Below are 20,871 nucleotides of genomic sequence, written 5' to 3'. Positions count from 1 at the left end.
GCTTTTTGGATTTTAAGAAAATCACAAAAAAGATTTTTCCCACATTTTTATTCTACGAAATTAAAAATCAATGTCGAATTTTTCTAGAAAAGTCGATAGCAGATAAAATCAGAATGTGCTCTTGATTTCGCTTTCCGATTTTGTAGGATAGTAAAAAGAAGGAGAAAATTATGAAGGGATGCCAAAAAAAAACCACATTTATTCGAAATGAAGATGCACAGTGGATCGATGAAAATTTACTAAAAACAGGTCTATCAGATAATTTCGGAATGGTCGTTAGAAAGGCTGTATCTGAGTATGTAACAAAGCAAAAAAGAGCAAGAGCTTCTGGATTTGCAAAGCTGATTGGTGATGAAAATTTCAGAGTTCTTGAAGACCATGCTGAGAAAAATAACATAGATATTGAGCAATTACTTAAAGAAACTTTGATCCAAAAGTCAAAATATCTTGCAAAAATTGATGGAGATAAAAATGGGGGTTGAATTCATCTACGATAAAAACCAACTCACTACCATTGATGAAATTTCGGTATCAGTGGCAGACTTGAGAGACTTGGTTCAAGCCTTGAACATCCAGAATGAAGCTCAAAAGCTCCACGAGTTGAAGACTATTCTTGATGGTGTTGTGCGAAAAAATAGACTGCTTCCTGGTGCTGTTGGGGTGAGTGATCCTGAGTAAGTCACCCGGCTGATGCCGCCCCTCAAAGGGGCTCATGTATAGAGAACCAGACGAGCTGGTTTCACTAACGTGGCTCAGTTGTAGGGATGAGGTTTTTCATCGACCTGCTTTGTTTGTGGTTCAGATCCTGGACCATAAACAAAGTAGGTGCTCCCAGCCGGGAAAGATCGCGTTATGCTCACACTATCACATGGAGAAAACGATGAACTCAGGAATCAGAATCAAGTCACTCAACGGAAACACGTTCACTGAAACCGTGATTAGAGATGGAAAAACGTTCATCAATGTTTATGATGAAGATGGAAATCTGATTGATGTAATGGAAGAAGTTGCTTCTTATATTCCATCAAGAGATGATGATAAAAATGAGAAATGAAAAGAAAGCACCGCTAGGGTGCTTTTCTTTTTTCTGCTATTGATTCGATTTTTTGGTTTGCTAAAATTAAATCATAGCTGGTTGTTTTTAGCGATGAACTAAACTGCATTTTTAATTGACGAGAGCACCAATTTCACAACCAAGCTGCTCTAAAAATCTTCGACACCACTGTTAGGTGTCTATTTGGCTTTTTATCGTAGGTGATCGGGTAGTTTTCTAGTTCTACTCTTGTTCCAAGCTATTTTGCAAACTTGCTCAATAACCTGCATGATACTTTCACGATCATAAACAGAAACATTTTCAAGAGCCAAAGCAATTCTTTTTGTCTGTTCTTCTACTCTGAGACTGGTATCAATCACAAGTTGATCCAAACCACATTCAAAAATATCAGCTAGTTGCGCCAAACGGGTGATGGATAGTTCTGCTGTTCCTTGTTCATATCTCGCATAAGAAGCAGTGTTTAAATGGAGTTTTTCTGCTACTTCTTCTTGTGTGTAACCTGTTGCTTCTCTCCTACGTTTGATGCAAGCACCAACCATTTTTTTGATTTTTTCATCCTGAATTTTCTTCAAATCATCATTCATGTAGCTCTCCTGATTCGGTGTTGCTATCAGTATACTGACAAGAGCCGATGCGATCCAGTTGTAGCAAGTGGTGTTGAAGACTGGCATCCAATAAATATCATCTAGCAATCGGAAATGAAAAAGCACCCGAAGGTGCTTTTTTTAATCAAACATAGCATTTAGCTTTCGTTTTTCTTTACTGTTCAAACAGTTCATCAACATTGAGTAGTTTTCTTCTACTGTGCGGACAATTTCTTGGTGAAGATGGTCAAACTCATCAGAGCCCATGAACTTGATAACAGATTGAGGATGTTTAGGAAGTCGTTTCAACCTGATTGCTGCTTCAACCATGAAGTAGCTATTGAAAGCGATCAAGGTTTCCTTGATTTGGTCATCACGGTTGAAGTTCATTTTCTTTTGGATATTGATCAAGGTCTTTCCATCTTTGGTGTTGGCAAAGTTGAAAAGTGGTTTTCCCATTCCTTTGATACAGTATTGAAGGCATGTAGAGACTTTCATTACACACCTCCTTTCTGAGCTTCATTCTTGGCAAGCAAGTTTGAAATAGTGCCACCAATTACCATGAACATTTCAATGAAGTGTGTACTAACAATTTCAGAAGCAAACTTGACTGCGTATTTCTGAAATTCTTCATTATCTAGCAATTCAGGACGACCCGCATGGCAAACTGAATTACAAATTTCTGTAAATTGATATGAACAAAGGAAGGCGAATGGCTTTTCAGCGTCATCATGTTTGCTGGCAACTTTAAGTGCAGCATCACAAGCTCTTGAACTAACAAAATCATCTAGTGAAATTGCACCAAATGGAACGGGTTGAACATTTACTTCAAATTTTGTTACTGCGTTTTTGTTTTTCTTAGACATGGTAATTCCTTTCATAAGTAGTTTGTCTATTTCATGTTGAACCCTCCTAGTAATAGGCAGTTGATGGGTAATCGCTTTAAATTGTTTATTTCGTCGCTGTATTGTGGAGTGAATTTTGCGCCTTATAGAAAAAATTCGACAGACAGTTAAACGTTAGTACCCAACGTCAAACGTATGGTCGTAAAAAAAGCACCAGGTAGGTGCTTGACAACTTAAATATTTCAATTACATTCAGAATTGAACGAAATAAAATCTCCCAAAGATAATTATCTTTGTTCATTAAAAAGCAGATGCATAAACCATCTGCTTTTTTCATTCCTGTATTGACTTTAAATTTTAATGTTTTAAGTTAGTACAGTCATTGTCTCCATAAATTCTAATTATTCACCTTGACGATGAAAGATAAAAGGCAAGTCTTGTACTTGCCTTTTGCTTTTTGTTTGGTAACTTAATTAGATAATTAGAATAAAAAAGGAGATGATATGAAAAGAATTCTATTTACTCTGCTTGCAATGTTGATTCCAACATTAGCAATGGCAGATGTGGCAAGTGGTCCATTTTCACCACCAAGTACCGATGTGAGTATGAAAGTTCTAGATGCACTTTTCGGCAATTTAGGAACTTTTGGTGCAGGCGGATCTGACGCCTTCGGTGCTGTTATGCAGATTTTCAATGGTGCTGTTTTGATCGTTGGTGGAATTCTAGCTACCTACACATTGTTGGCTGGAACTCTTGGAACTGCACACGATGGAGAAATGCTTGGGAAGAAATTTTCATCAGTATGGATTCCAATTCGTTATTCATTAGGAACAGCCTTAGTTCTTCCTGTAATCAATGGGCAGTATGCAACCATCAACTGGATTGTTGGTTGGTTGTTGGTTCAAGGTGCTGGATTAGCTGATAGTGTTTGGACTACTTATATGAGTTCAGGAAACATCAAAAAGCAAATGTCAGTTGGTTTAACTCCACCAAGTGCAAGCGCACTCGGTTATAAGGTTTTTGGCTCTCTTGTTTGCATGAGAGGTTTTGAAGCTTTATTAAAAGATGGTGGTAGTAATGGTCTTGTTGATCCAATTTTATTGGATAAAAGCGCCACTACTTTTGCTGTAAGCAAAACACAAAGCTGGAATCTAAGTAACACCATTTATCAATTTGGATCAACTGCCAATGGTAATGGTTTCAGTCCTACCAGTTGTGGAACGATGACTGTCAAAAATGCTGAGACACCTACCGTTGCTAAAACAGATAGTGCTAGTGTCCTTGGTTTATTAGGTGATCCAAACTTGTATTTGCAATCAGCCTACAAAGTTGCTGAGCAAAACAATGTTGCTGCTGGCGTCTTAGTTAATACCATTGATGGTGTTGCTCAAAAATGGGTTGCCAATCCTACATCTGATCCAAGTAAAGAAATCGATGCTGCTGTTGCCAAATATGAGAACACTATTAAAACCAATGCCGCAGAAATCGTATCTCAATACATGAACCTTGATGAATTAGCTGCTTCTGCGAAACGTGATGGTTGGGCTTTTGCTGGTGCATATTACATGAAGGTTTCTTACCTTATTGATTTGGCTGGAAGAACAACAGCAAGCATTCCAGAAGCAACAGGCATGAAAGCTGACAACACAAAATTCACATCAGCTTTTTACAGTAAATATGGTGAAGGTCTTAAAAACATGAAAATGTCAGATAAAGAAATTGGTGACTTTTCATTGAACAAACAAAGTGATGTTGGTGGTGAAGAATGGTCTTGGATGAGTTGGATTTCATCAGGATTTGACACAACCAGGTTAGTGAAGCACTTCATGCAAGGTGTTGGAACTTTTGTCCTTGATGATGCAACTGATCCAATTCTAGAAATGAAACGTTTAGGAAACTGGCTTTTAGGAACTGCTGCAACAATGGAAGCGGCAAAAATGGCTGGACTAGTTGCGTTTGCTGCTGCACCAGTTTCAGGAACCGCAACACCAATTGTTTTAAGTCAGCAGATAGGAGATTTATTTAATGTCGTATTCCCTGTAATGATTGGTGTTGGATTTACATTGTCATTTGTTCTTCCAATGATGCCGTTCATTATGTGGATGGGTGTTTTCTTAGGATGGTTAATTATGGCTGTTGAGGCAGTAATAATTTCATCAATGTGGGCTGTCTATCACTTACATCCTAATGGTGATGATCTAACTGGAAAAGGAGCCAATGGTTATTCCTTGGTGTTGAGCTTGATGCTACGACCAACGTTTGCAGTTTTCGGAATGATTGCTTCAATCAACATCTTGTATGTGCTTGGAACTCTAATAAATAAAGTTTTTACCTCAGCATTTTTGATGTCTCAAACAGATTCCAACATCATCATGATGCTTATTAGTTTGATTGCATTTCCATTGATTTATTGTGGAATGATGTGGATGATTGTTAGAAAATGTATGTCTATTACAAGTAGCATCGCTGATGAGTTATTGAAGTGGTTCGGTGGTCAAGGTTCTTCACTTGGAAGAACCTCAGAGGAACTTGGTGGTCATGGCGCTGGAACTTACATGGCAGGTGCAGCAGCTACCAATATGGCTGGTAAACATTTAGTCGGTGCTGATGCAAGAGAAAAAGGCTACAAGCAAGAAGCCAAATTGCTTAGTGATCGCAAAAATCAGATTAATGACCACAAAAATAAATTGAATGCAAAATTTGGAGAAGGGACTGCTGAGAAGAAGTTTGCAATATTAGGTATTAATTCCGATGAAGATTTCTATAATAATCAAGCTGCAAGTAATGCTTATGATCAGGGATTGGAACTAGCCAATAGCATTGGTGGTGATCAAGCTGTTGAGGATTTTGAAAGTAGAATGGCTGCTGCTTCACAAGATAACTTTTCAAGTTATGGTGGTGAATCATCAAAGGCATCAAGAGCAATTGGAAATGAGGTTGCACTAGAAAGTACCAGTGAAAAATTTTCAAACCAGTATGGTGAAGCTGCTGCTGATTACTTGAAGCAAGCATCAATGAGGACAAATCAAAACGGAGATCAATTTGTCAGCATGTCCAGAATGAACGAAGCTGGAAAATTCATTCAGGCTGCAAAACAAAACCTTGGTGATGATTTCCAGGCTGTTCTTCAAAACGCTGTTGAAAACTCAGATGATCCTGCTGAAATGAGACAATTAATTGAATCTCAATTTAAGAGTGCAGAAGCTGTTCAAGAGGAAGTGAAGGAAGAAGTTAAAGTTCAGAGTATTCAAGATGATGGAAGTGGTTCTGAGTAAAATAAAAAAGCACCTTCGGGTGCTTTTTACATTTTTCCATCTTTCTTTCTTATTGCAATAATTGCTGCTGCATTTTCTGAAAGAGTTTTACTTGATGATGCATTGTTTCCATGTTCAGTTTTGTTTTCTAAAACTGCATTTACATTTTGTGAGAATTGATTCTTAATTTCTTCTGGTGTTTTTCCCAATTGAAGTCCCAATTGCATGGCAGTTTCTCTATAAGCTTTTTGCCCAAGAATCCAATCAGCAAGAATTTCATTCTGGGCTTCAATTAAAGCTTCGTAATTATTTTTAAATGCTGGATGTTCTTGTGCGATCTGTTTTAACGGACGAGACAAGAGATTTTCTAACTCTTGATTTCTATTTTTTAACGCAAGAATTTCATCAGTAAAACTTTTTTCCTTCTGGTGCTGATCTATTTCATTGCGTCTTTTTTCTTCAAAATTACTCATCCAATCTGAATGATCTTTGGCTTGTTGAGCTAATTTATATGCGCTGTTGTCAATCATGACTTTCTCCATCTAATTTAGTACCACTTTAACAAATACTTGACAAAAAGCAAGTTTTGTGGTGTAGAAATGAAAATTCGATATCTTTTCTGAATGATGTTGATCCAAGTGGTACACGTCAACTACTTATCGTTCATAAGCTACAAAAAAAGCACCTGGTAGGTGCTTACGTTGTAAATTTTTAGCTTTTGAAAAGCCAATGTGGTGGATTTCGTTTCAAAAACTCTTGAAGATCAAGTATACCTGACTTGCTTTCAAAGACTGCTGCCTTGGGGGAGGTGTATGCCACACCGGTACCATCAGGATACTCAATAGCAAGTCCTTTTTTCCTATGTCTATAACCAGCAACCCACCATTCCTTTGTTCCATCAGAATGTTCAACAGCAGGACCATCTAGGCGATGTTTCACGCCGTATTGATACCATATTTTAGTTCCATCTTCTGTTATGACAGCAGGTGATTCAACTGCATGTGGAACACCATTTAGTTTCTTTGTTTGATAAAAGTTATTCATATAATTTCCTGTTTTTTCTAAATTATCAAATAGAGGTCAATAGTCAAGTTGATTTGACTTTCAAACTCATTTTGTCAAAATTAAAATAAAAGGAGATAAAATGAATAATTACTTAGAAACAATAAAAGGTAAGGTGGTTGGCTATGGAAAGTCTTCAAAAGAAGGTTTCTATGATGTGTATGAATATCTTGAAGTGAAAACTGCTGATGGAGTTGTAGAGGTTGTTCAGAATGTTGCTGTTAATCCGAACTTAAATAATGAGATTGGCAATGCAGTTGCATTAAAATTTGCAGATGCAAAGAAATTCAACTCACATTATAAGTATGTCTTTTTGTGTGGATTGCAGAAAAAGAACGGTGATGTTTTAACTGACGACAGAATGTTGAAGGCTGTTTATAAGGCGAAATATGCGATTGCTTATCTTTCGTTAATTCCTCCATTTACTATCATTTCACCACTTGTTTTCAGTAAAGCCAAGAAGTTGAAGCAAGCATACGAAGAAATTGGTCAGTTTGATCCATTGGAACCCAGTTTTGTAAGCCCAACAAAAAGAAAGAGATTTTAATTAAAGCACCAGTTGGTGCTTTTTTTTGAATAAAAATTCGATCCGCCAATTTTTATTCTAATTCTGGTTGTTGTTGGATTTAATTCTGATTTTGAATTGTGTTTTTCCAAAAATCCTGCACCCCATAAATGGGGTAATTATCTGATATGCACCATAATGGCGCTACATAACTAGTTATGTAGACGCAAATTCTCATGCAAGAATTCTGATCCAGTTATGCGTTGCTTCTTTATATTTTCTATATGTGCTGTCAGCAAGTCCACATTTTTCCAGATTGCCTGGATTAACAACCAGTCCTCTTTCTTTGCACTTATGAATGGCAAGTTTTATCTTGTCATCTACCTTTTCAGTTCTTACTGTGTGAGAGTATTTGGCACCAAGAGACTGCCTTGCATGTAGATCCATTGTTTCATCTATCTGATTTGCAAGAACACCTCTATTCTTCGTTCCATTGCCAATAGTGTATCTATGCTTCCAAGTCCATTTACCAACGGATTTTGCTACTGATAGAGCTTCTTTCGCTGCTAAAACGCCATTTGAGTAAGCTAAGAACATCTTATTGATAGATAGTGCCTGATCATCAACCGCACTTTGAAATGTAATGTATGAACCATGTTGCTTAACTTCCTTGTATGCCCAATGTCGTAAATTGTGGAACAAGGTAGTATTTCTACCTTCTAAACTCGCTTCATATTTCTGCTTATTCTTATAATATTGCAGATCAATGTATTCGTTAAAATCCTCTAAATCATAGATTGCATTATGTTTTATAACTCTCCATGATTCATGTAGTGGATTCTTCACAAACAATCCAACATAGCCTAAATCGGCTTTTAAAACAGTGGTTAATGCACTATCAATGCTTTCGTAGAATTTTTGTGGTGCTCTTCTGGCTTCTTCGGTGTAATAGACTGGTGTTTTCAACTCATAGAGATAGTGACAACGTGCATTTCTTGGGTTGACGATTACTATTGTTGGTGGTGGAAGGTTCTTTTCTTCCCACCAGTAGGCTGAACCTGGTTCATCCAAATCCAATGCAATGTATTTTTTGTATAGCTGATTTACTTCAACGTATCTGCGTTTTAAGGCATTTGATTTTTTTCTGAATTTTGTTCCATAGTCAAAGTCATCGGTGCTTCTAACCTTTTCAGGTAAGTGATTAATAAAATTATCTAACATAAATTTTCCTATTTCTTGCGAAATTCTGGAATATTTAATAGTTAGAATATTGACATTTAAGATAAAATACGTTTTAATAATTTCATCTGGCAAGTCTCGACAACTTTTTCTCCAGAATTTCTAAATGCCTAAGTTTCCAGCTTGGGCATTTTTCATTTCTGTACTGTTATACGAAATTATTTTTTAAAGTCAAATGAAAACAAAAAAGCACCCGAAGGTGCTTTTGGTTGATAGCTTATTTATTTAAAAACAAGCTATCAGATGGCTTCCAATTTTTTGCAAGTGAATCAGCCTGAGCTAACCATTCTGCAATTCTTTGATTTTTCGGAATAGGTCTGCCCCAATATTCAATAAATAGAGCATCATCTAATCGTTGTGCTGCTTCGAGAATTTCATTTTCTATGAGCTTAAGCGCCCTTTCTATATATAAACCACCATTATCATCATTATCGGGATTTGCAACACTACCAGCGCTGAACATATCACGGACATTAGTTGCAAGAACACCATGATATGTCAGTAGATACAGGGCTACATCATCATATTTGTCTTTTGCTCTACCAGAGCGAACAATTCCTGGGCACAAAAGGACTGCTTCTGCTCGAAGTTTTTTCTTCTCGTGGTCTGAGAGTTTTGTATAGATTCGAGCTTGTATCGGAAGACTGTGTTCTTTTTCAGGATTATCTTCCAACCACCACAAACGTTCACCCGGCTTCAATCTTCCTCTAGCATATTCACGAATATGCTTCATCTTTTCATCCATTCTTAATCGACGGAATTCATCATATGGAACGCCCATTTGTTTAAAAAGAGGCACTGTTCCACCTGTTGGAGGGAGTTCTACTTCAAATCGGGGGACGTGAGATGTTCGGACATGTACAACACAATCTTCGTAGCTACTCCATCTTACTTCTGGACTGCCACCTAATTTTCCAAATACCACAAAGATTTTTTCGACGGTTTGAACTCTATTTGTTTCTTGAACGCTGTTAGCGATACTTAACCAAGTATCGTTCGTTGTAAATTTGACTTCAATCCCATATTTTCCAGCGGCAATATCTGGGAATCCTTGTGCGGGTGGATCGGGGTCAATTTGAATTGATGGATCGGTGATTAAGTTACTGGCTACTTGCCGTACACGACTTTCAAAAGCTTTTGCTGATGAAAAACCAACTGAGCGAGCCTCAGTGGTAAGTTGACTGCATAATGTTTTTAAAATTTCAATAAAATCAGATTCTTGCATACTGTACCCTTGAAGCTGTGCGTGAGCTTCAAGGGTACACGGCAAGTACTTAATAGATCAACTAGCAACCTTACTTTATTTCAAAATTTTCTTGACAGATTGAGCAACATGCCAAGCCAGAACTGGCGGCACTGCATTTCCAACCTGACGTTCTGTTTCCCTTAGTTTTGATTCAAATGTGAAATCATCAGGAAATGATTGAAACCTTGCTGCTTCACGCATAGAGATGCGCCGTGGTAGGTCATAATGAAATTGAATGTTTCCATGACATTCAGCACGAATGGTGTAACCTGGTCGATTCGCAATCAAGCGGCGATTTCCTTGTTCACCACTAATGTTGGCACGGCTCCATACATGATTAAATGACTCATCTTCATCAACATTTGCGAGATCATTAATTGCTTCGAAAGCAGTGATATGTTTTTCTTTGGAATGTGTAGCTTTTGGGGGTTCAAACTTTGGAACACTCGGAAGAGTTCCTACAATAATAACTCGTTCACGAGTCTGAGGAACTCCATAATCAGCGGCATGATAAAGTTGAAAAGATACTTCATATCCCAGTGCTGAAAAGTCAGTTAAAACACGGCGAAGGGATTCTTCGTTGTGTTTCATTAATAAACCTTTTACATTTTCAGCTACGAATACTTTTGGTTTTGTACGTGAAACTACCTCTACCATTGCACGATATAAACCGCTCCTTTTTCCATCTACACCGGCACCTTTTCCATTTACGGAAATATCTTGACAAGGGAATCCACCAATAACTACATCTGCATTTTCCGGAATTTTATTGGCATTAATCATTTCCCAGATGTCGCCATGATGTATATGTGATCCAATATTTTTTGCATAAGTTCGGCAAGCGGCTTCATTGAAGTCGTTAGCCCAAATAATGTCAAATGGATTTTTAGTATACTTCTTTCCAAGAAACTCGAATCCACCAGTAAATCCCAAATCCATGCCACCACATCCAGAAAATAAAGAAATTACTTTAATTTTCTGTTTTTTATTTGAATTCTTCCTTTTTTGTGACATTTCAGTTTCCTTCGCCTCAAAAATTAATGTGGAACTGATCGGATTTTGAGGTGACAACATAGTTTCTTGGTTCCCAGTATTTCAAATGCATAAGTGATTTTGCCAAAGCTTCTGCATCGGCGTCAGACTCGATACTGTTCAATGTTTTCGCCGGCGTCAAGAGCTTCTTTAACTCTGTCAGACTTCTACTGCGTACAACCAGAGCAAATCAATTTTTATTCCTTGAATTTGTACGATACAATTTATTAAATTTTGGTTTCATCACTTGTATTACTTATTCCTTTAGGTTGGAACTTCTGTTCAAACCTATCTTTTAATTCATTCTTGTCTGCATAATTTTTTAGAATTTCAGACAATTGCAACATTCTTGTAGCTCGATCTTCCAATGATTGCGCAAAACTACGAACCATGAAGATGTGTGAAAGATCAGTAACCTGCTTACTTGTTTTGGTAACTTTGGGCTTGATTGATACTGTTGCAACTTCTGCTGCTGGTACATCTGATGGCGTTGATTCACCATTTAACAGGAAATTTGCAACATCATAAATAGAGTAGTAGACCAACCTGCCTATGTTCTTGAAAGGGATGGGAAATCTTTTTTCCTTGCGCAACTTGGACTGTTGTTTTGCTGGAATACCAATTTCTTCAGCAAGTTGTTCTGGTGACATCAACAACTTACCTTTTGTTTTTTCTTTCAAATAATTAAGTAATTGTTCTTGTACCATACACCTTGTTCCAAACACTCGTTGGTTGCTATACTAGCAGGCTGTGTTAGAGCCGTCCCTGTAGTTCAATGGATAGAACAGGTTCCTCCTAAGAATCAGATCTGGGTTCGATTCCCGGTGGGGACGCCACTATCACAATCAAATAATTGATAGCACGATACTATCGATTCACCATAAAAAAACAGGTAGCCTTGTGCTACCTGTTGTTGTTTCCGAGTCCAGAAAATCCAGTCTCACGTTCCATTTTTGTTCCAAGAACACCTTGGATCAAGGTGGATTTGGATGGATTACAACAACCCCACTTCCTATAAAATCAACAACTTAGGCAGTTAACACTACCACCTGAAATCGCTTAGGAGGCATGTGCACTATCCATTGTGCTACGGAGAGACTCTTGAAATCCGTCTCAGGATTTTTGCGACTTTTCGATGCGCTGGCTGTATTAAAAAATTACCAGCGAACGAAGGCCGCCATCTTACCTGAGCGACCAATAACAATCAAATGCAATCCCGTTAAAACGATGAAGCGATGAAACGACTGGCAACTAGCGTACAATAGTGCCTTTCCTCGTTTTTAACGATATTCCTCTACACGCATCGGCTCTCTTTAGCTCGACAGAAGTTTTTTATGGCAGTCATCTCTCTTAGCAATGCGCAACTGGCTTTTGGTCATGTTGCCCTCCTCGATCACGCAGAATTTTCTATTGAAACCTCGGAACGCGTCGGTTTAATTGGCCGCAACGGTACGGGTAAATCCTCGTTACTCAAAATCATCGCGGGCAAATTCAAACTCGATGATGGCCTGTTAGTCATGCAACAAAACATCAAAATTGCGTATGTCGAACAAGAGCCGCAATTTGATCCTGATCAGACCGTGTTTGATGCGGTTGCCTCTGGCCTAGGTGATTTACCAAAGCTACTGCAAGAGTACGAGGCGATCACGGGCCAATTTGGCGGTGATAATGACGAAGCGTTGATGGAACGTATGCACGATATTCAAGTGCAACTCGATGCCGCCGATGCGTGGAGTTTAGGCAATACAGTGGAGACGACTTTAGATAAGTTGAATCTCTCCAAAGACGCCATCATGAGCACACTGTCTGGCGGTATGAAAAAGCGCGTTGCGTTAGCTTGTGCATTGGTCAGCGCACCAGATGTTTTGTTACTTGACGAGCCTACCAACCATTTGGATTTTTCCTCAATCAAATGGCTAGAAGCCTTACTAAAAGACTTCAAAGGCAGCGTACTGTTCATCACCCATGATCGTAGCTTCCTCGACAATGTCACCACGCGTATTATCGAACTCGATCGCGGCAAAATCACCTCATTCCCAGGTAATTTCTCTACCTACCAAGTGCGCAAAGCTGAGCAATTAGAAATTGAAGAAGTTGAAGCCGCGAAATTTGATAAATTCTTAGCGCAAGAAGAAATCTGGATACGCAAAGGCGTCAAAGCACGTCGCGTACGCGATGAAGGTCGCGTTAAACGCCTTGAACAATTACGTCTGCAACGTGCAGCGCGTCGTGAGCAACAAGGGCAAGTACGTCTGGATGTTACAACCGGTGAACGCTCGGGCAAAATCGTGGCGGAATTGGAAAACGTCTGCAAGAGTTTTGGTCCTAAGAATATCGTCAATGATTTCTCCAGCATCATTATGCGTGGCGATAAGATTGGTTTGATTGGTCAAAACGGTGCGGGTAAAACCACTTTACTCAAATTAATCTTGGGTGAAGATCAACCAGATAGCGGCACAGTCAAACAAGGTAGCAAATTACAAATCGCCTACTTTGACCAAATGCGTACGCAACTCAATGAAGAAGTCAGTCTGGCAGAAACGATTTCTCCGGGTAGCGATTTTGTTGAGATTAATGGTCAGCGTAAGCACGTCATGTCTTATCTCGGCGACTTTTTATTCGCACCAGAACGCGCTCGTTCACCTGTCAAAACCTTGTCTGGTGGTGAACGCAATCGACTGTTATTAGCACGCTTATTCGCTAAGCCGGCAAACGTCTTGGTCCTTGACGAACCAACAAATGATCTTGACATCGACACACTAGAATTGCTCGAAGAACTATTAGAGGATTACGAAGGTACCGTGTTTTTAGTAAGCCATGACCGCATGTTCTTAGATAACGTGGTCACGCAAGTGATCGCGTCTGAAGGCAATGGTTTGTGGAAAGAATACATAGGCGGTTACACCGATTGGGAGAACTACAAAAATTCTCCAGCAGGCAAAGCAATTGCGGCACCAATCAAAGCAAAGACCGATAATAAATCTCCAGTCAGCAGCATGACTGCACCAGCGCCTAAAGCCGAAGCGAAACCAAAAAAACTCAGCTACAAAGAGCAAAAAGAACTGGATGAATTGCCGAATTTGATCAGCAATTTAGAAGCCGAGCAAAAGACGATTTCTGAAAAACTGGCAGACGGTGATTTCTACAAAGATGCAACACCTGATGACATCAAAAAACTCAATGAACGCTTCGCTGAGATCGACGAATTGTTGATGGCGGCTTTAGAAAAATGGGAAGCGATTGGCGGATAATTTGCTCAAATCTTAAGCGTAAAAAAGAGGAGCCTTTAACAACGGCTTCTCTTTCTTATTGGGTTCGGAACTAGTCGTGGCTAGTAGAACTTCATCAACGAGACGTCCAGCAAACCGCACAAGCAAACGTGCGACCTAGCGAGCAACCTTTCTAAAATCACGCAAGCGAAAGCCCATCACAAACAAAGAACTAAAGTACACCAACATACAGGTCAAAATCACACCACCCATGAAAGCAGCTCTGATCCAACGATGACTTTGCAGCGCAATCCAATCCAATTGCGCCGCCAAACCAAGGGCAACGCCGCCCATCAACAACAGCGCCACACCCAACTTCACAAAAAACTTGAGCCAGCCACTAGAAGGCGTATAAAGCTGACGTTGACGTAAGCCACGATACAGCAAGGCAGCATTAAAACACGCACCCAAACCCACGGACAAAGCCAAACCAGCCTGATGGATATAAGGCACAAACAGCACATTCATGATCTGCGTGATCACCAATACGATCAAAGCGATTTTGACTGGCGTACGAATATCTTGCTGTGCGTAAAACCCTGGCGCTAAAATTTTCACCAGAATCAAACCCGTTAAGCCAACACCATATGCAGCAACGGCTTTGGCCGTTTCATTTACCGCATGCGCATCAAATTTACCGTTATGAAACAATGTCGCCGTCAATGCATCCGACAAAGTCAACAGACCAACCGCCGCAGGCAATGCCAATAAGCAGGTTAAACGCAAACCCCAATCCAATAAGGAGGAATACTCAGTTTTATCCGCGTTCGCTTTGGCGGCAGACAGGCTAGGCAGTAAAACCGTACCGAGCGCGACGCCCAACATCGCCGAAGGAAATTCCATCAAACGATCAGCAAAATTCAATTGCGACGCACTTCCGTCTGGCAAGAACGAAGCCCACGTTGAATTGATCATGATACTAATTTGCGTTGCCGACACCGCCAACACCGCCGGCCCCATTTGTTTCAATACCCGACGGACCTTAGGATCACGCAATGCAAATGCCGGATTCCAAGACAGCTTTGGCAACATGCCAATTTGAATCAGGGAGGGAATTTGTATCGCCAACTGCAATACGCCCCCCACAAAAACCGCGCATGCGAGCGCATAAATCTGCTTTTCTTTTCCAAACAAAGCGAGCGAAAAATACGCTGCAAGGATGAAGCAAAGATTCAATAAAACTGGCGTAAATGCAGGAATCTTAAAACGTCGCCAAGTATTCAAAACACCACTCGACAAAGCAACCAAAGACATGAAACCAATATACGGAAACATGATACGGGTGAGATTGACGGTCAAATCAAATTTTGAGGTTCCCAAAAAACCTGAAGAAAACATCAGCACCAACAACGGTGCACCAACTACACCAATCACGCAAGTAATCAACAAGGCCCACACCAACACGGTAGCAACATGATCGACCAATTCTTTCACTTCAAGATCAGAACTCTTATTTCGATATTCAGCAAGAATCGGCACAAAAGCTTGCGAAAATGCACCTTCGGCAAATAAGCGTCGGAAAAAATTCGGAATTTTAAATGCCTGTACATAGGCATCCATCATCGCTGTCGCACCAAAATACGCGCCAAATAAAACATCACGAATCAAGCCCGTGATGCGCGACAACATAGTCATACTGCTAATAGCAGCCAGTGTTTTTAATAAGTTCATAGGGCGAGATTATAGCCGCTGCACAAGTTGAAGATTCATATTCATAGAGAGAAAAGAAAGCAAATTCGCAGAAAGCCGAAAATTGGGCATTTACCGTGAAATTAAACTCTGCTATACTTTCGAGCTTCCCAAATGGCTTTAAGCAATTAAAGGCTTTTGACGAATTCGGAGAGATGGATGAGTGGTTTAAGTCACACGCCTGGAAAGCGTGCGTAGGTTCATAGCCTACCGGGGGTTCGAATCCCCCTTTCTCCGCCAGAATATATAAGGCTCTCCACGTGAGAGCCTTATTTTTTGCGCTATTCAAACTGATTGCGCTATTCAAAACCAGTTCCCACAATAAATGTCCGGAACAACTTCAGAATATTATTTTTTTGTGTGAGGGGGTGTTTATTTTGTCACCAAGTATAAAGTATCAAAAAAGGTCAAAATCCCGCATCCTATATACGTTTGCGGGTTTTTTTATTGGTTTTTCAGTTTGGCACTAATTGATGAAAAATGATTAGTTTATAGTTGGGTTATAGAAAGAGTTTGATTGGAAAATGGCACCGAATGACTACTTCTTGCTCATTACCGCCCGATAAAGTGTCTCTAGGTCGTCATCTGACAGTGCAATCATTGTAGTTTGATTGAATTTTTCCTTCATATAAGCGATACGCCATGTGCCAAAGTCCCTCTCTTTGCACCTAGAATGGATCGCGGAGATGCGAGACTTGCGCCAACTTGGCATTTTCTTCGGTGCCGAAGCCATGCTTTTGGTAATGGCGGCCTGTTTTATCAACCAGGCTTTCGCTTTATCAAAGTTTTCAGCCAGAATCTCATCGTACTTATTGACCTTCATGTGCTTATTTAGCGAATACATCACTGAGGCAGGCGTTTTGGGAGTCTTTCTTACCACTGAGGCTTCGACTACTTTATCTCTCAAATCCAGCAATTGCCGTTTTTGCTCAGCACTGATCACTCCAACGCCAGTTTGTACTACTACCGTAGATTTAACGCTCTGAGGCGCGTGATAGTGGTTTGTCGTATGGTTTACAGTCTTGTTTATCGTCTGCTGACCGTTATTTATCTTCACGCCTTCGCCACCACTCACCAGGATACTCACGCCTGGTATGAAACTCTCTTGTTTTGGCTTTGTCTCCCTAGGTTTTCTTGGCTTTGGGCTTTCTTCCTTTGGTTCAGTATTGTGTGTAAGCAGCTCTTTTAATTCTGATAGTGGTGATTGAGGCTCTTCGATGATTGCAGTTGGTTTTCTTGGGAATTGGATTATTTTTGCTTTTGGTCGATCTGTCATAGTGTTGCTGGTAAAGGTTATGCGGTCAATTGGGTGATTATTTCTATTACAGCTGGATCAATACGGTTTTTCTCAATAGATAACTTATACAAAGCTTCCACCGCCTTGCGTTTATTAGCAGGGGACATTGTTTTGCGTGATTTTTCAAGGTGTAGATCAATTACTTCCATTGCTTCGGCAAATAGAGACAAATCATCCGATTTAGGCTGCAAAGTAGGTACTTCAGCCTGAAGCATCTCGCCATCTCCACTAATAAGCCAATTAATGTTTAGTCCTCTTTGGTAAAGCTCTATCAGCAGCTTACTGTTAGGTAATGACCTGTTGGCCTCATTACTTTGAAGTCCTGTCGTTGACATATCCATCTCGTTGGCAAATTGAGTCTGCGTCTGTTTCCTCGACTCCCTAAACATGCGCAATCTATCGCCAATTGTTTGCTTCGCACTTTTATCCATATCGACCCAATTTGAAGTGCGCAAAAAATTGCGCACTTATTTGTGCGTTTAACACAAAAAATTAATCTTTAAAATCAAACACATACATTATTTTGTATTCAACCCATGTATTTTTTAAGTGCGAAACACAAAAAATAGATTGCACACACAATTTTGTGTGTTTATAATTCGTTCACTAGCCCGATTTTTTACACCGTTTATACAGGAAAAAAAACCAATCATGAAAACTTCACTCGTTAAAGAAAAGCCACAAGATTGGCACCCTGCAGATATTAAAGCAGCGTTAGAAAAACAAGGTTATACATTGCGTCAACTGTCCATTGAGTATGGCTACGCTGGTGGCATTGTCCAAAAAGCTTTGACGCAACCCTATCCTTCCTGCGAAACCATTATCGCCGACGCAATCGGCACTAAACCTCAAACGATTTGGCCAAGTCGATATAACGAAGATGGCACTCCAAAACGTCTTAGAAAGTTTGCTAACACTGTTAGACATAAGTGTACCACTGGCACAGTAGTTGGCAACGTTGAAATTGCTGTGGGGATTTGACCATCATGCGCCGTCGCGTTCTTCCACAGCCTGGTCAAGTCGAAATAAATTTTTTTGACGTGCCTGTGGCACCAAGTAATGAAGCAGGGTCTTTGGATATTGCTCATGCGGTTCGTGACGTTCTGGTCGATATGCTCGCCGCTGCCAGAGTGGCTGAAATGGATCGCTTTGAGATTGCTACTGCGGTCTCACGTTTAACGAATCGCGGTATGACGAAAGATATGCTTGATCAGTATTGCGCAAATAGCGCAGACAGTAAGCGTTTTCCGTTAGAAGCGTTACCCGCTTTAACGGTAGTAACTGGTGACTACCGTCTTTTAGAGTTTATTGCTGAATGCTGCGGTTGTCGGATTCTGCGCGGTGAAGAAGCCATGGTGGCTGAGCTTGGCGCATTGGCGATGCAAGAGAAAGCGATTAAAGATCGCCTGAAACATATCAATACACACTTGCCCATAGGGGTCGCTGAGAAGTTATCTGCTGAAGCGTTAAAGCGCTTGGGAGTGAAATGATGAATGTCGATTTTAAAACACTCGCAGCAGCGTTAAAAGTAAGTAAACGTGCGGTAGAGATGCGTTCAAAACGCGAAAACTGGATTTTTATTGAAGAGACTGGACTTGGTGGAAAAAGAAAGTTATTCCCCGTCGAGAGGTTACCTAGAACTGTACAAAATTTCTTAACCGAGCACACCAAAGCTGAGGCTGCTGTTTTAAATCACAGCGTCTATCTTAGTTTAAAAGAAAAAGCTGCCAAGGAAAAAGAAGAAAAACGCCTGCGTGGTGAGCAAAACCTATTGACGTTAATGACGCCGCTGGCATCTGCACGTCAAGCACGATTTGATGGTCGTTTGGCGATCATTCAAAGCTGGGAGCGCTTTTGGCATACCCAGTATCCACTTAAAGCGAATGGTAAGCGCCCTGGTAAGAAAGCGAGCATGCAGAGCTTTGCCGAAGCCTATGCTGAACGTAATTTAAAAGGCTATATGGCGATTTCTGAAGCTGTATACGCTGAGTTTAACACTGTCAGCCTACGTACTTTGATACGTTGGGAAGCTGCTTATAGCGAGAATGGCCAGGCAGGATTGATCGATCATCAAGACGGCGAAAAGCAAAAAGCCAAAGGTATCTTCACCCGTCAACCTTTATTAGAGCAAGCCGTGGTCTCTTTGTTGCTGGCCAAACCGCATATATCGGCAATCGATTTAATGGAGGTCGTTCGTAGAGCCTCCGTTGATCAAGAAACAGGTGAAGTGCTGTTCGAAGTGCCTAAGTATGACGTGACTTGCAGCTTCATGAATCAGTGGAAAGCGAAGAATGCCGAGCTGTTTTGTGCCGCGACTAATCCAGATCAATGGAAAAACAGTTTCATGGTCGCCTATGGCGATGCTGATGAGGATGTGGTGCGTTTAAACCAACGTTGGGAAATGGACGCGACTCCAGCAGATTGGATGCTTATTGATGACTTTGGTACTAAGAGGCGTTACAGCGCATCCGTTGTGATCGATGTCTATAGCCGTCGATCTCTAGTGGTGCTGTCACCAACACCAAGAGCGGAAACGCATGCCCTAGCTTTGCGTTTGGCGATGTTGTTATGGGGCGTACCTGAACAGGTTGTGACAGACAACGGTAAGGACTACTTGGCTAAGAATTTTGTTGGTGCGCTTGATTTGCTGGGCATTGATCACTTTCGCACTAATCCCTTTAGCCCATGGGAGAAGCCGTTTGTTGAGCGTATGAATCAAACGATGCTGCATTCTATTTTAGAGGTCTACAGCAGTTTTATTGGACACAACGTGGCCGAGCGAAGCGCAATTGAAGCGCGTCAAAGCTTCTCGCAGCGCCTGTTTGATAAAGAAGTCAAAGAAATTGAAATGGCGATGCCTGCGGCACTGCTCCAGGAACGCATTAACTTATGGTTAAACGGTACGTATGAACAAAACAAGCACGAAGGGATCGGTATGTCACCGTTTGCACGTGCAGCCAGTTATCAGGGTGAGATTCGTCGTATCCAAAACGAACGCGCATTAGATGTACTGCTTGCCCCGCCTGCCGGAAAAGGTACGTACACCATCACTAAGAAAGGTTTGACGATACAGAAAGCCCAATTCTTAGCAATGGAATTGGCAGTGATGACTGGTAAGCAGGTTCAGGTCTATTTAACGGATGACTATGGTCAAGTCGTGGTCTATTACGAAGGCAAGTTTGTTTGTGTGGCGCGTTGCCCTGAACGGACTGGTATTAGTCGTCAAGAGATTGCCGTAGCTGGGCGCAAAAAACAAAGAGCATTTATCGCAGATCAGAAAAAATCAGCCAAGAGCTTCAAGCTTGACCCTGATCAGTTGGTCTCCGACATCTTGCAAGATCGCGCTTTGGCTGCAGGGAAGCTGGCTATGTTACCGAAGGCCGCGAAGGCTTATTCAACTACAGCGCTATCAGCTTCGGCAGATGCCGCCAAAACACTGGATGGTGCTGTAGCCCACACACCAATCCCTGCTGATTTGCAGCGCTTAATTGATAAGCGCAAAGATGAATTAGATGCACCAGTCTCTAAAAATGAACCCGCGCCAAGCAATGTGAAAGTGATTCCTGATACGCCTGAGTTGCGCTTCAGGAAGTGGTTGGGCTTAGATGAAATTATTCAACAAGGGGGAACTATCGACGATCCAAGAATCGCTAAATGGCATAGCAGTTATACGCATACACCTGAATTTCCAGGACAAATGCGTCGCTGGCAAGAATCGAACGCAGTAAATGAAAAACGCAATACGGCTGCAACCGTACTGCGTCTGAACAATGGCACTACTAACTAAGGAATCAT

21 protein-coding genes and 2 tRNA genes are annotated in these 20,871 nt (G+C 40.7%); 11 read left to right on the top strand and 12 right to left on the bottom strand.

The window, feature by feature from the left end:
- Positions 1-170: 170 nt before the first annotated feature.
- From ACFFJH_RS07975 to ACFFJH_RS07965, 3 genes are all read left to right on the top strand, one after another.
- Positions 171-482 (top strand): hypothetical protein, encoded by a 312-nt coding sequence (locus ACFFJH_RS07975; RefSeq protein WP_155436640.1) that lies wholly within the window; start codon positions 171-173, stop codon positions 480-482.
- Entirely contained in the window at positions 472-678 is a 207-nt protein-coding gene (locus tag ACFFJH_RS07970) for a hypothetical protein (RefSeq protein ID WP_155436639.1), read from the top strand. Before ACFFJH_RS07975 ends, ACFFJH_RS07970 begins: the two co-directional genes overlap by 11 nt.
- A 202-nt stretch (positions 679-880) precedes the next feature.
- Positions 881-1,054 (top strand): hypothetical protein, encoded by a 174-nt coding sequence (locus ACFFJH_RS07965; RefSeq protein ID WP_155436638.1) that lies wholly within the window; start codon positions 881-883, stop codon positions 1,052-1,054.
- A 191-nt stretch (positions 1,055-1,245) separates the two neighbouring features.
- Here the strand turns inward: ACFFJH_RS07965 and ACFFJH_RS07960 are convergent, their stop codons facing one another.
- From ACFFJH_RS07960 to ACFFJH_RS07950, 3 genes are all read right to left on the bottom strand, one after another.
- Complete coding sequence (locus tag ACFFJH_RS07960; RefSeq protein WP_196308820.1) at positions 1,246-1,638, bottom strand: helix-turn-helix domain-containing protein; 393 nt, start codon at positions 1,636-1,638, stop codon at positions 1,246-1,248.
- A 141-nt stretch (positions 1,639-1,779) separates the two neighbouring features.
- The gene (locus ACFFJH_RS07955) at positions 1,780-2,136 is read right to left on the bottom strand and encodes a hypothetical protein (RefSeq protein WP_390211508.1); all 357 of its coding nucleotides are present in this window, start codon (positions 2,134-2,136) and stop codon (positions 1,780-1,782) included.
- Positions 2,136-2,504 carry a hypothetical protein gene (locus ACFFJH_RS07950; protein WP_390211506.1) on the bottom strand — a complete coding sequence of 123 codons (369 nt, stop codon included), beginning with the start codon at positions 2,502-2,504 and terminating at the stop codon, positions 2,136-2,138. The genes ACFFJH_RS07955 and ACFFJH_RS07950 overlap by 1 nt, the downstream gene beginning before the upstream one ends.
- Positions 2,505-2,986: 482 nt before the next feature.
- Here ACFFJH_RS07950 and ACFFJH_RS07945 point away from each other — a divergent pair, with 482 nt between their 5' ends.
- Positions 2,987-5,758 (top strand): DotA/TraY family protein, encoded by a 2,772-nt coding sequence (locus tag ACFFJH_RS07945; RefSeq protein WP_390211504.1) that lies wholly within the window; start codon positions 2,987-2,989, stop codon positions 5,756-5,758.
- Between the two features lie 26 nt (positions 5,759-5,784).
- Here ACFFJH_RS07945 and ACFFJH_RS07940 read toward each other — a convergent pair whose 3' ends face one another.
- A complete protein-coding gene (locus ACFFJH_RS07940) occupies positions 5,785-6,267 on the bottom strand; it encodes a hypothetical protein (RefSeq protein WP_390211503.1) in 483 nt (160 codons plus the stop codon).
- A 181-nt stretch (positions 6,268-6,448) separates the two neighbouring features.
- Positions 6,449-6,781 (bottom strand): hypothetical protein, encoded by a 333-nt coding sequence (locus ACFFJH_RS07935; RefSeq protein WP_390211502.1) that lies wholly within the window; start codon positions 6,779-6,781, stop codon positions 6,449-6,451.
- Positions 6,782-6,881: 100 nt separating this feature from the next.
- On the opposite strand from ACFFJH_RS07935, the gene ACFFJH_RS07930 reads away from it, so the two are divergent.
- Positions 6,882-7,346: a hypothetical protein gene (locus ACFFJH_RS07930; RefSeq protein ID WP_390211500.1), complete on the top strand. Its 465-nt coding sequence runs from the start codon at positions 6,882-6,884 to the stop codon at positions 7,344-7,346.
- 192 nt (positions 7,347-7,538) lie between these two features.
- Here ACFFJH_RS07930 and ACFFJH_RS07925 read toward each other — a convergent pair whose 3' ends face one another.
- The 4 genes from ACFFJH_RS07925 to ACFFJH_RS07910 form a co-directional block, all read right to left on the bottom strand.
- The gene (locus ACFFJH_RS07925) at positions 7,539-8,525 is read right to left on the bottom strand and encodes a replication initiation protein (protein WP_390211498.1); all 987 of its coding nucleotides are present in this window, start codon (positions 8,523-8,525) and stop codon (positions 7,539-7,541) included.
- 235 nt (positions 8,526-8,760) lie between these two features.
- A complete protein-coding gene (locus ACFFJH_RS07920; protein WP_390211496.1) occupies positions 8,761-9,768 on the bottom strand; it encodes a hypothetical protein in 1,008 nt (335 codons plus the stop codon).
- 75 nt (positions 9,769-9,843) lie between these two features.
- A complete protein-coding gene (locus ACFFJH_RS07915) occupies positions 9,844-10,863 on the bottom strand; it encodes a DNA cytosine methyltransferase (protein WP_390211495.1) in 1,020 nt (339 codons plus the stop codon).
- Between the two features lie 185 nt (positions 10,864-11,048).
- On the bottom strand, positions 11,049-11,528 hold the full coding sequence (locus ACFFJH_RS07910) for a hypothetical protein (RefSeq protein ID WP_390211494.1): 480 nt from the start codon (positions 11,526-11,528) through the stop codon (positions 11,049-11,051).
- 54 nt (positions 11,529-11,582) lie between these two features.
- Between ACFFJH_RS07910 and ACFFJH_RS07905 the strand changes: the two genes are divergently transcribed.
- Together ACFFJH_RS07905 and ACFFJH_RS07900 are read left to right on the top strand one after the other, a co-directional pair.
- Positions 11,583-11,657, top strand: a tRNA-Arg gene (locus ACFFJH_RS07905).
- 498 nt (positions 11,658-12,155) lie between these two features.
- On the top strand, positions 12,156-14,072 hold the full coding sequence (locus tag ACFFJH_RS07900; protein WP_390211492.1) for an ATP-binding cassette domain-containing protein: 1,917 nt from the start codon (positions 12,156-12,158) through the stop codon (positions 14,070-14,072).
- A 135-nt stretch (positions 14,073-14,207) separates the two neighbouring features.
- Here ACFFJH_RS07900 and murJ read toward each other — a convergent pair whose 3' ends face one another.
- Entirely contained in the window at positions 14,208-15,761 is a 1,554-nt protein-coding gene (gene murJ, locus ACFFJH_RS07895) for a murein biosynthesis integral membrane protein MurJ (protein ID WP_390211491.1), read from the bottom strand.
- Between the two features lie 167 nt (positions 15,762-15,928).
- On the opposite strand from murJ, the gene ACFFJH_RS07890 reads away from it, so the two are divergent.
- Positions 15,929-16,019, top strand: a tRNA-Ser gene (locus ACFFJH_RS07890).
- A gap of 298 nt (positions 16,020-16,317) precedes the next feature.
- On the opposite strand, the gene ACFFJH_RS07885 is transcribed toward ACFFJH_RS07890, so the two are convergent.
- On the bottom strand, positions 16,318-17,055 hold the full coding sequence (locus tag ACFFJH_RS07885) for a hypothetical protein (protein WP_390211490.1): 738 nt from the start codon (positions 17,053-17,055) through the stop codon (positions 16,318-16,320).
- Positions 17,056-17,072: 17 nt separating this feature from the next.
- Positions 17,073-17,411: a hypothetical protein gene (locus ACFFJH_RS07880; RefSeq protein ID WP_390211489.1), complete on the bottom strand. Its 339-nt coding sequence runs from the start codon at positions 17,409-17,411 to the stop codon at positions 17,073-17,075.
- Between the two features lie 316 nt (positions 17,412-17,727).
- Here ACFFJH_RS07880 and ACFFJH_RS07875 point away from each other — a divergent pair, with 316 nt between their 5' ends.
- The 3 genes from ACFFJH_RS07875 to ACFFJH_RS07865 are packed head-to-tail and all read left to right on the top strand — an operon-like array spanning position 17,728 to position 20,863.
- Positions 17,728-18,057, top strand: a complete 330-nt coding sequence (locus tag ACFFJH_RS07875) for a helix-turn-helix domain-containing protein (protein WP_390211488.1) — start codon at positions 17,728-17,730, stop codon at positions 18,055-18,057.
- Between the two features lie 5 nt (positions 18,058-18,062).
- The gene (locus ACFFJH_RS07870) at positions 18,063-18,566 is read left to right on the top strand and encodes a hypothetical protein (protein WP_390211487.1); all 504 of its coding nucleotides are present in this window, start codon (positions 18,063-18,065) and stop codon (positions 18,564-18,566) included.
- A complete protein-coding gene (locus ACFFJH_RS07865; RefSeq protein ID WP_390211486.1) occupies positions 18,563-20,863 on the top strand; it encodes a DDE-type integrase/transposase/recombinase in 2,301 nt (766 codons plus the stop codon). The genes ACFFJH_RS07870 and ACFFJH_RS07865 overlap by 4 nt, the downstream gene beginning before the upstream one ends.
- Positions 20,864-20,871 lie beyond the last annotated feature (8 nt).

Origin of the sequence: Affinundibacterium danionis (genome assembly GCF_042432465.1) — a bacterium.
Lineage (GTDB): Bacteria > Pseudomonadota > Gammaproteobacteria > Burkholderiales > Burkholderiaceae_D > Undibacterium > Undibacterium danionis.
Note: the sequence above shows the minus strand (reverse complement) of the source record. Positions and strands in the feature narration are given on the sequence as shown.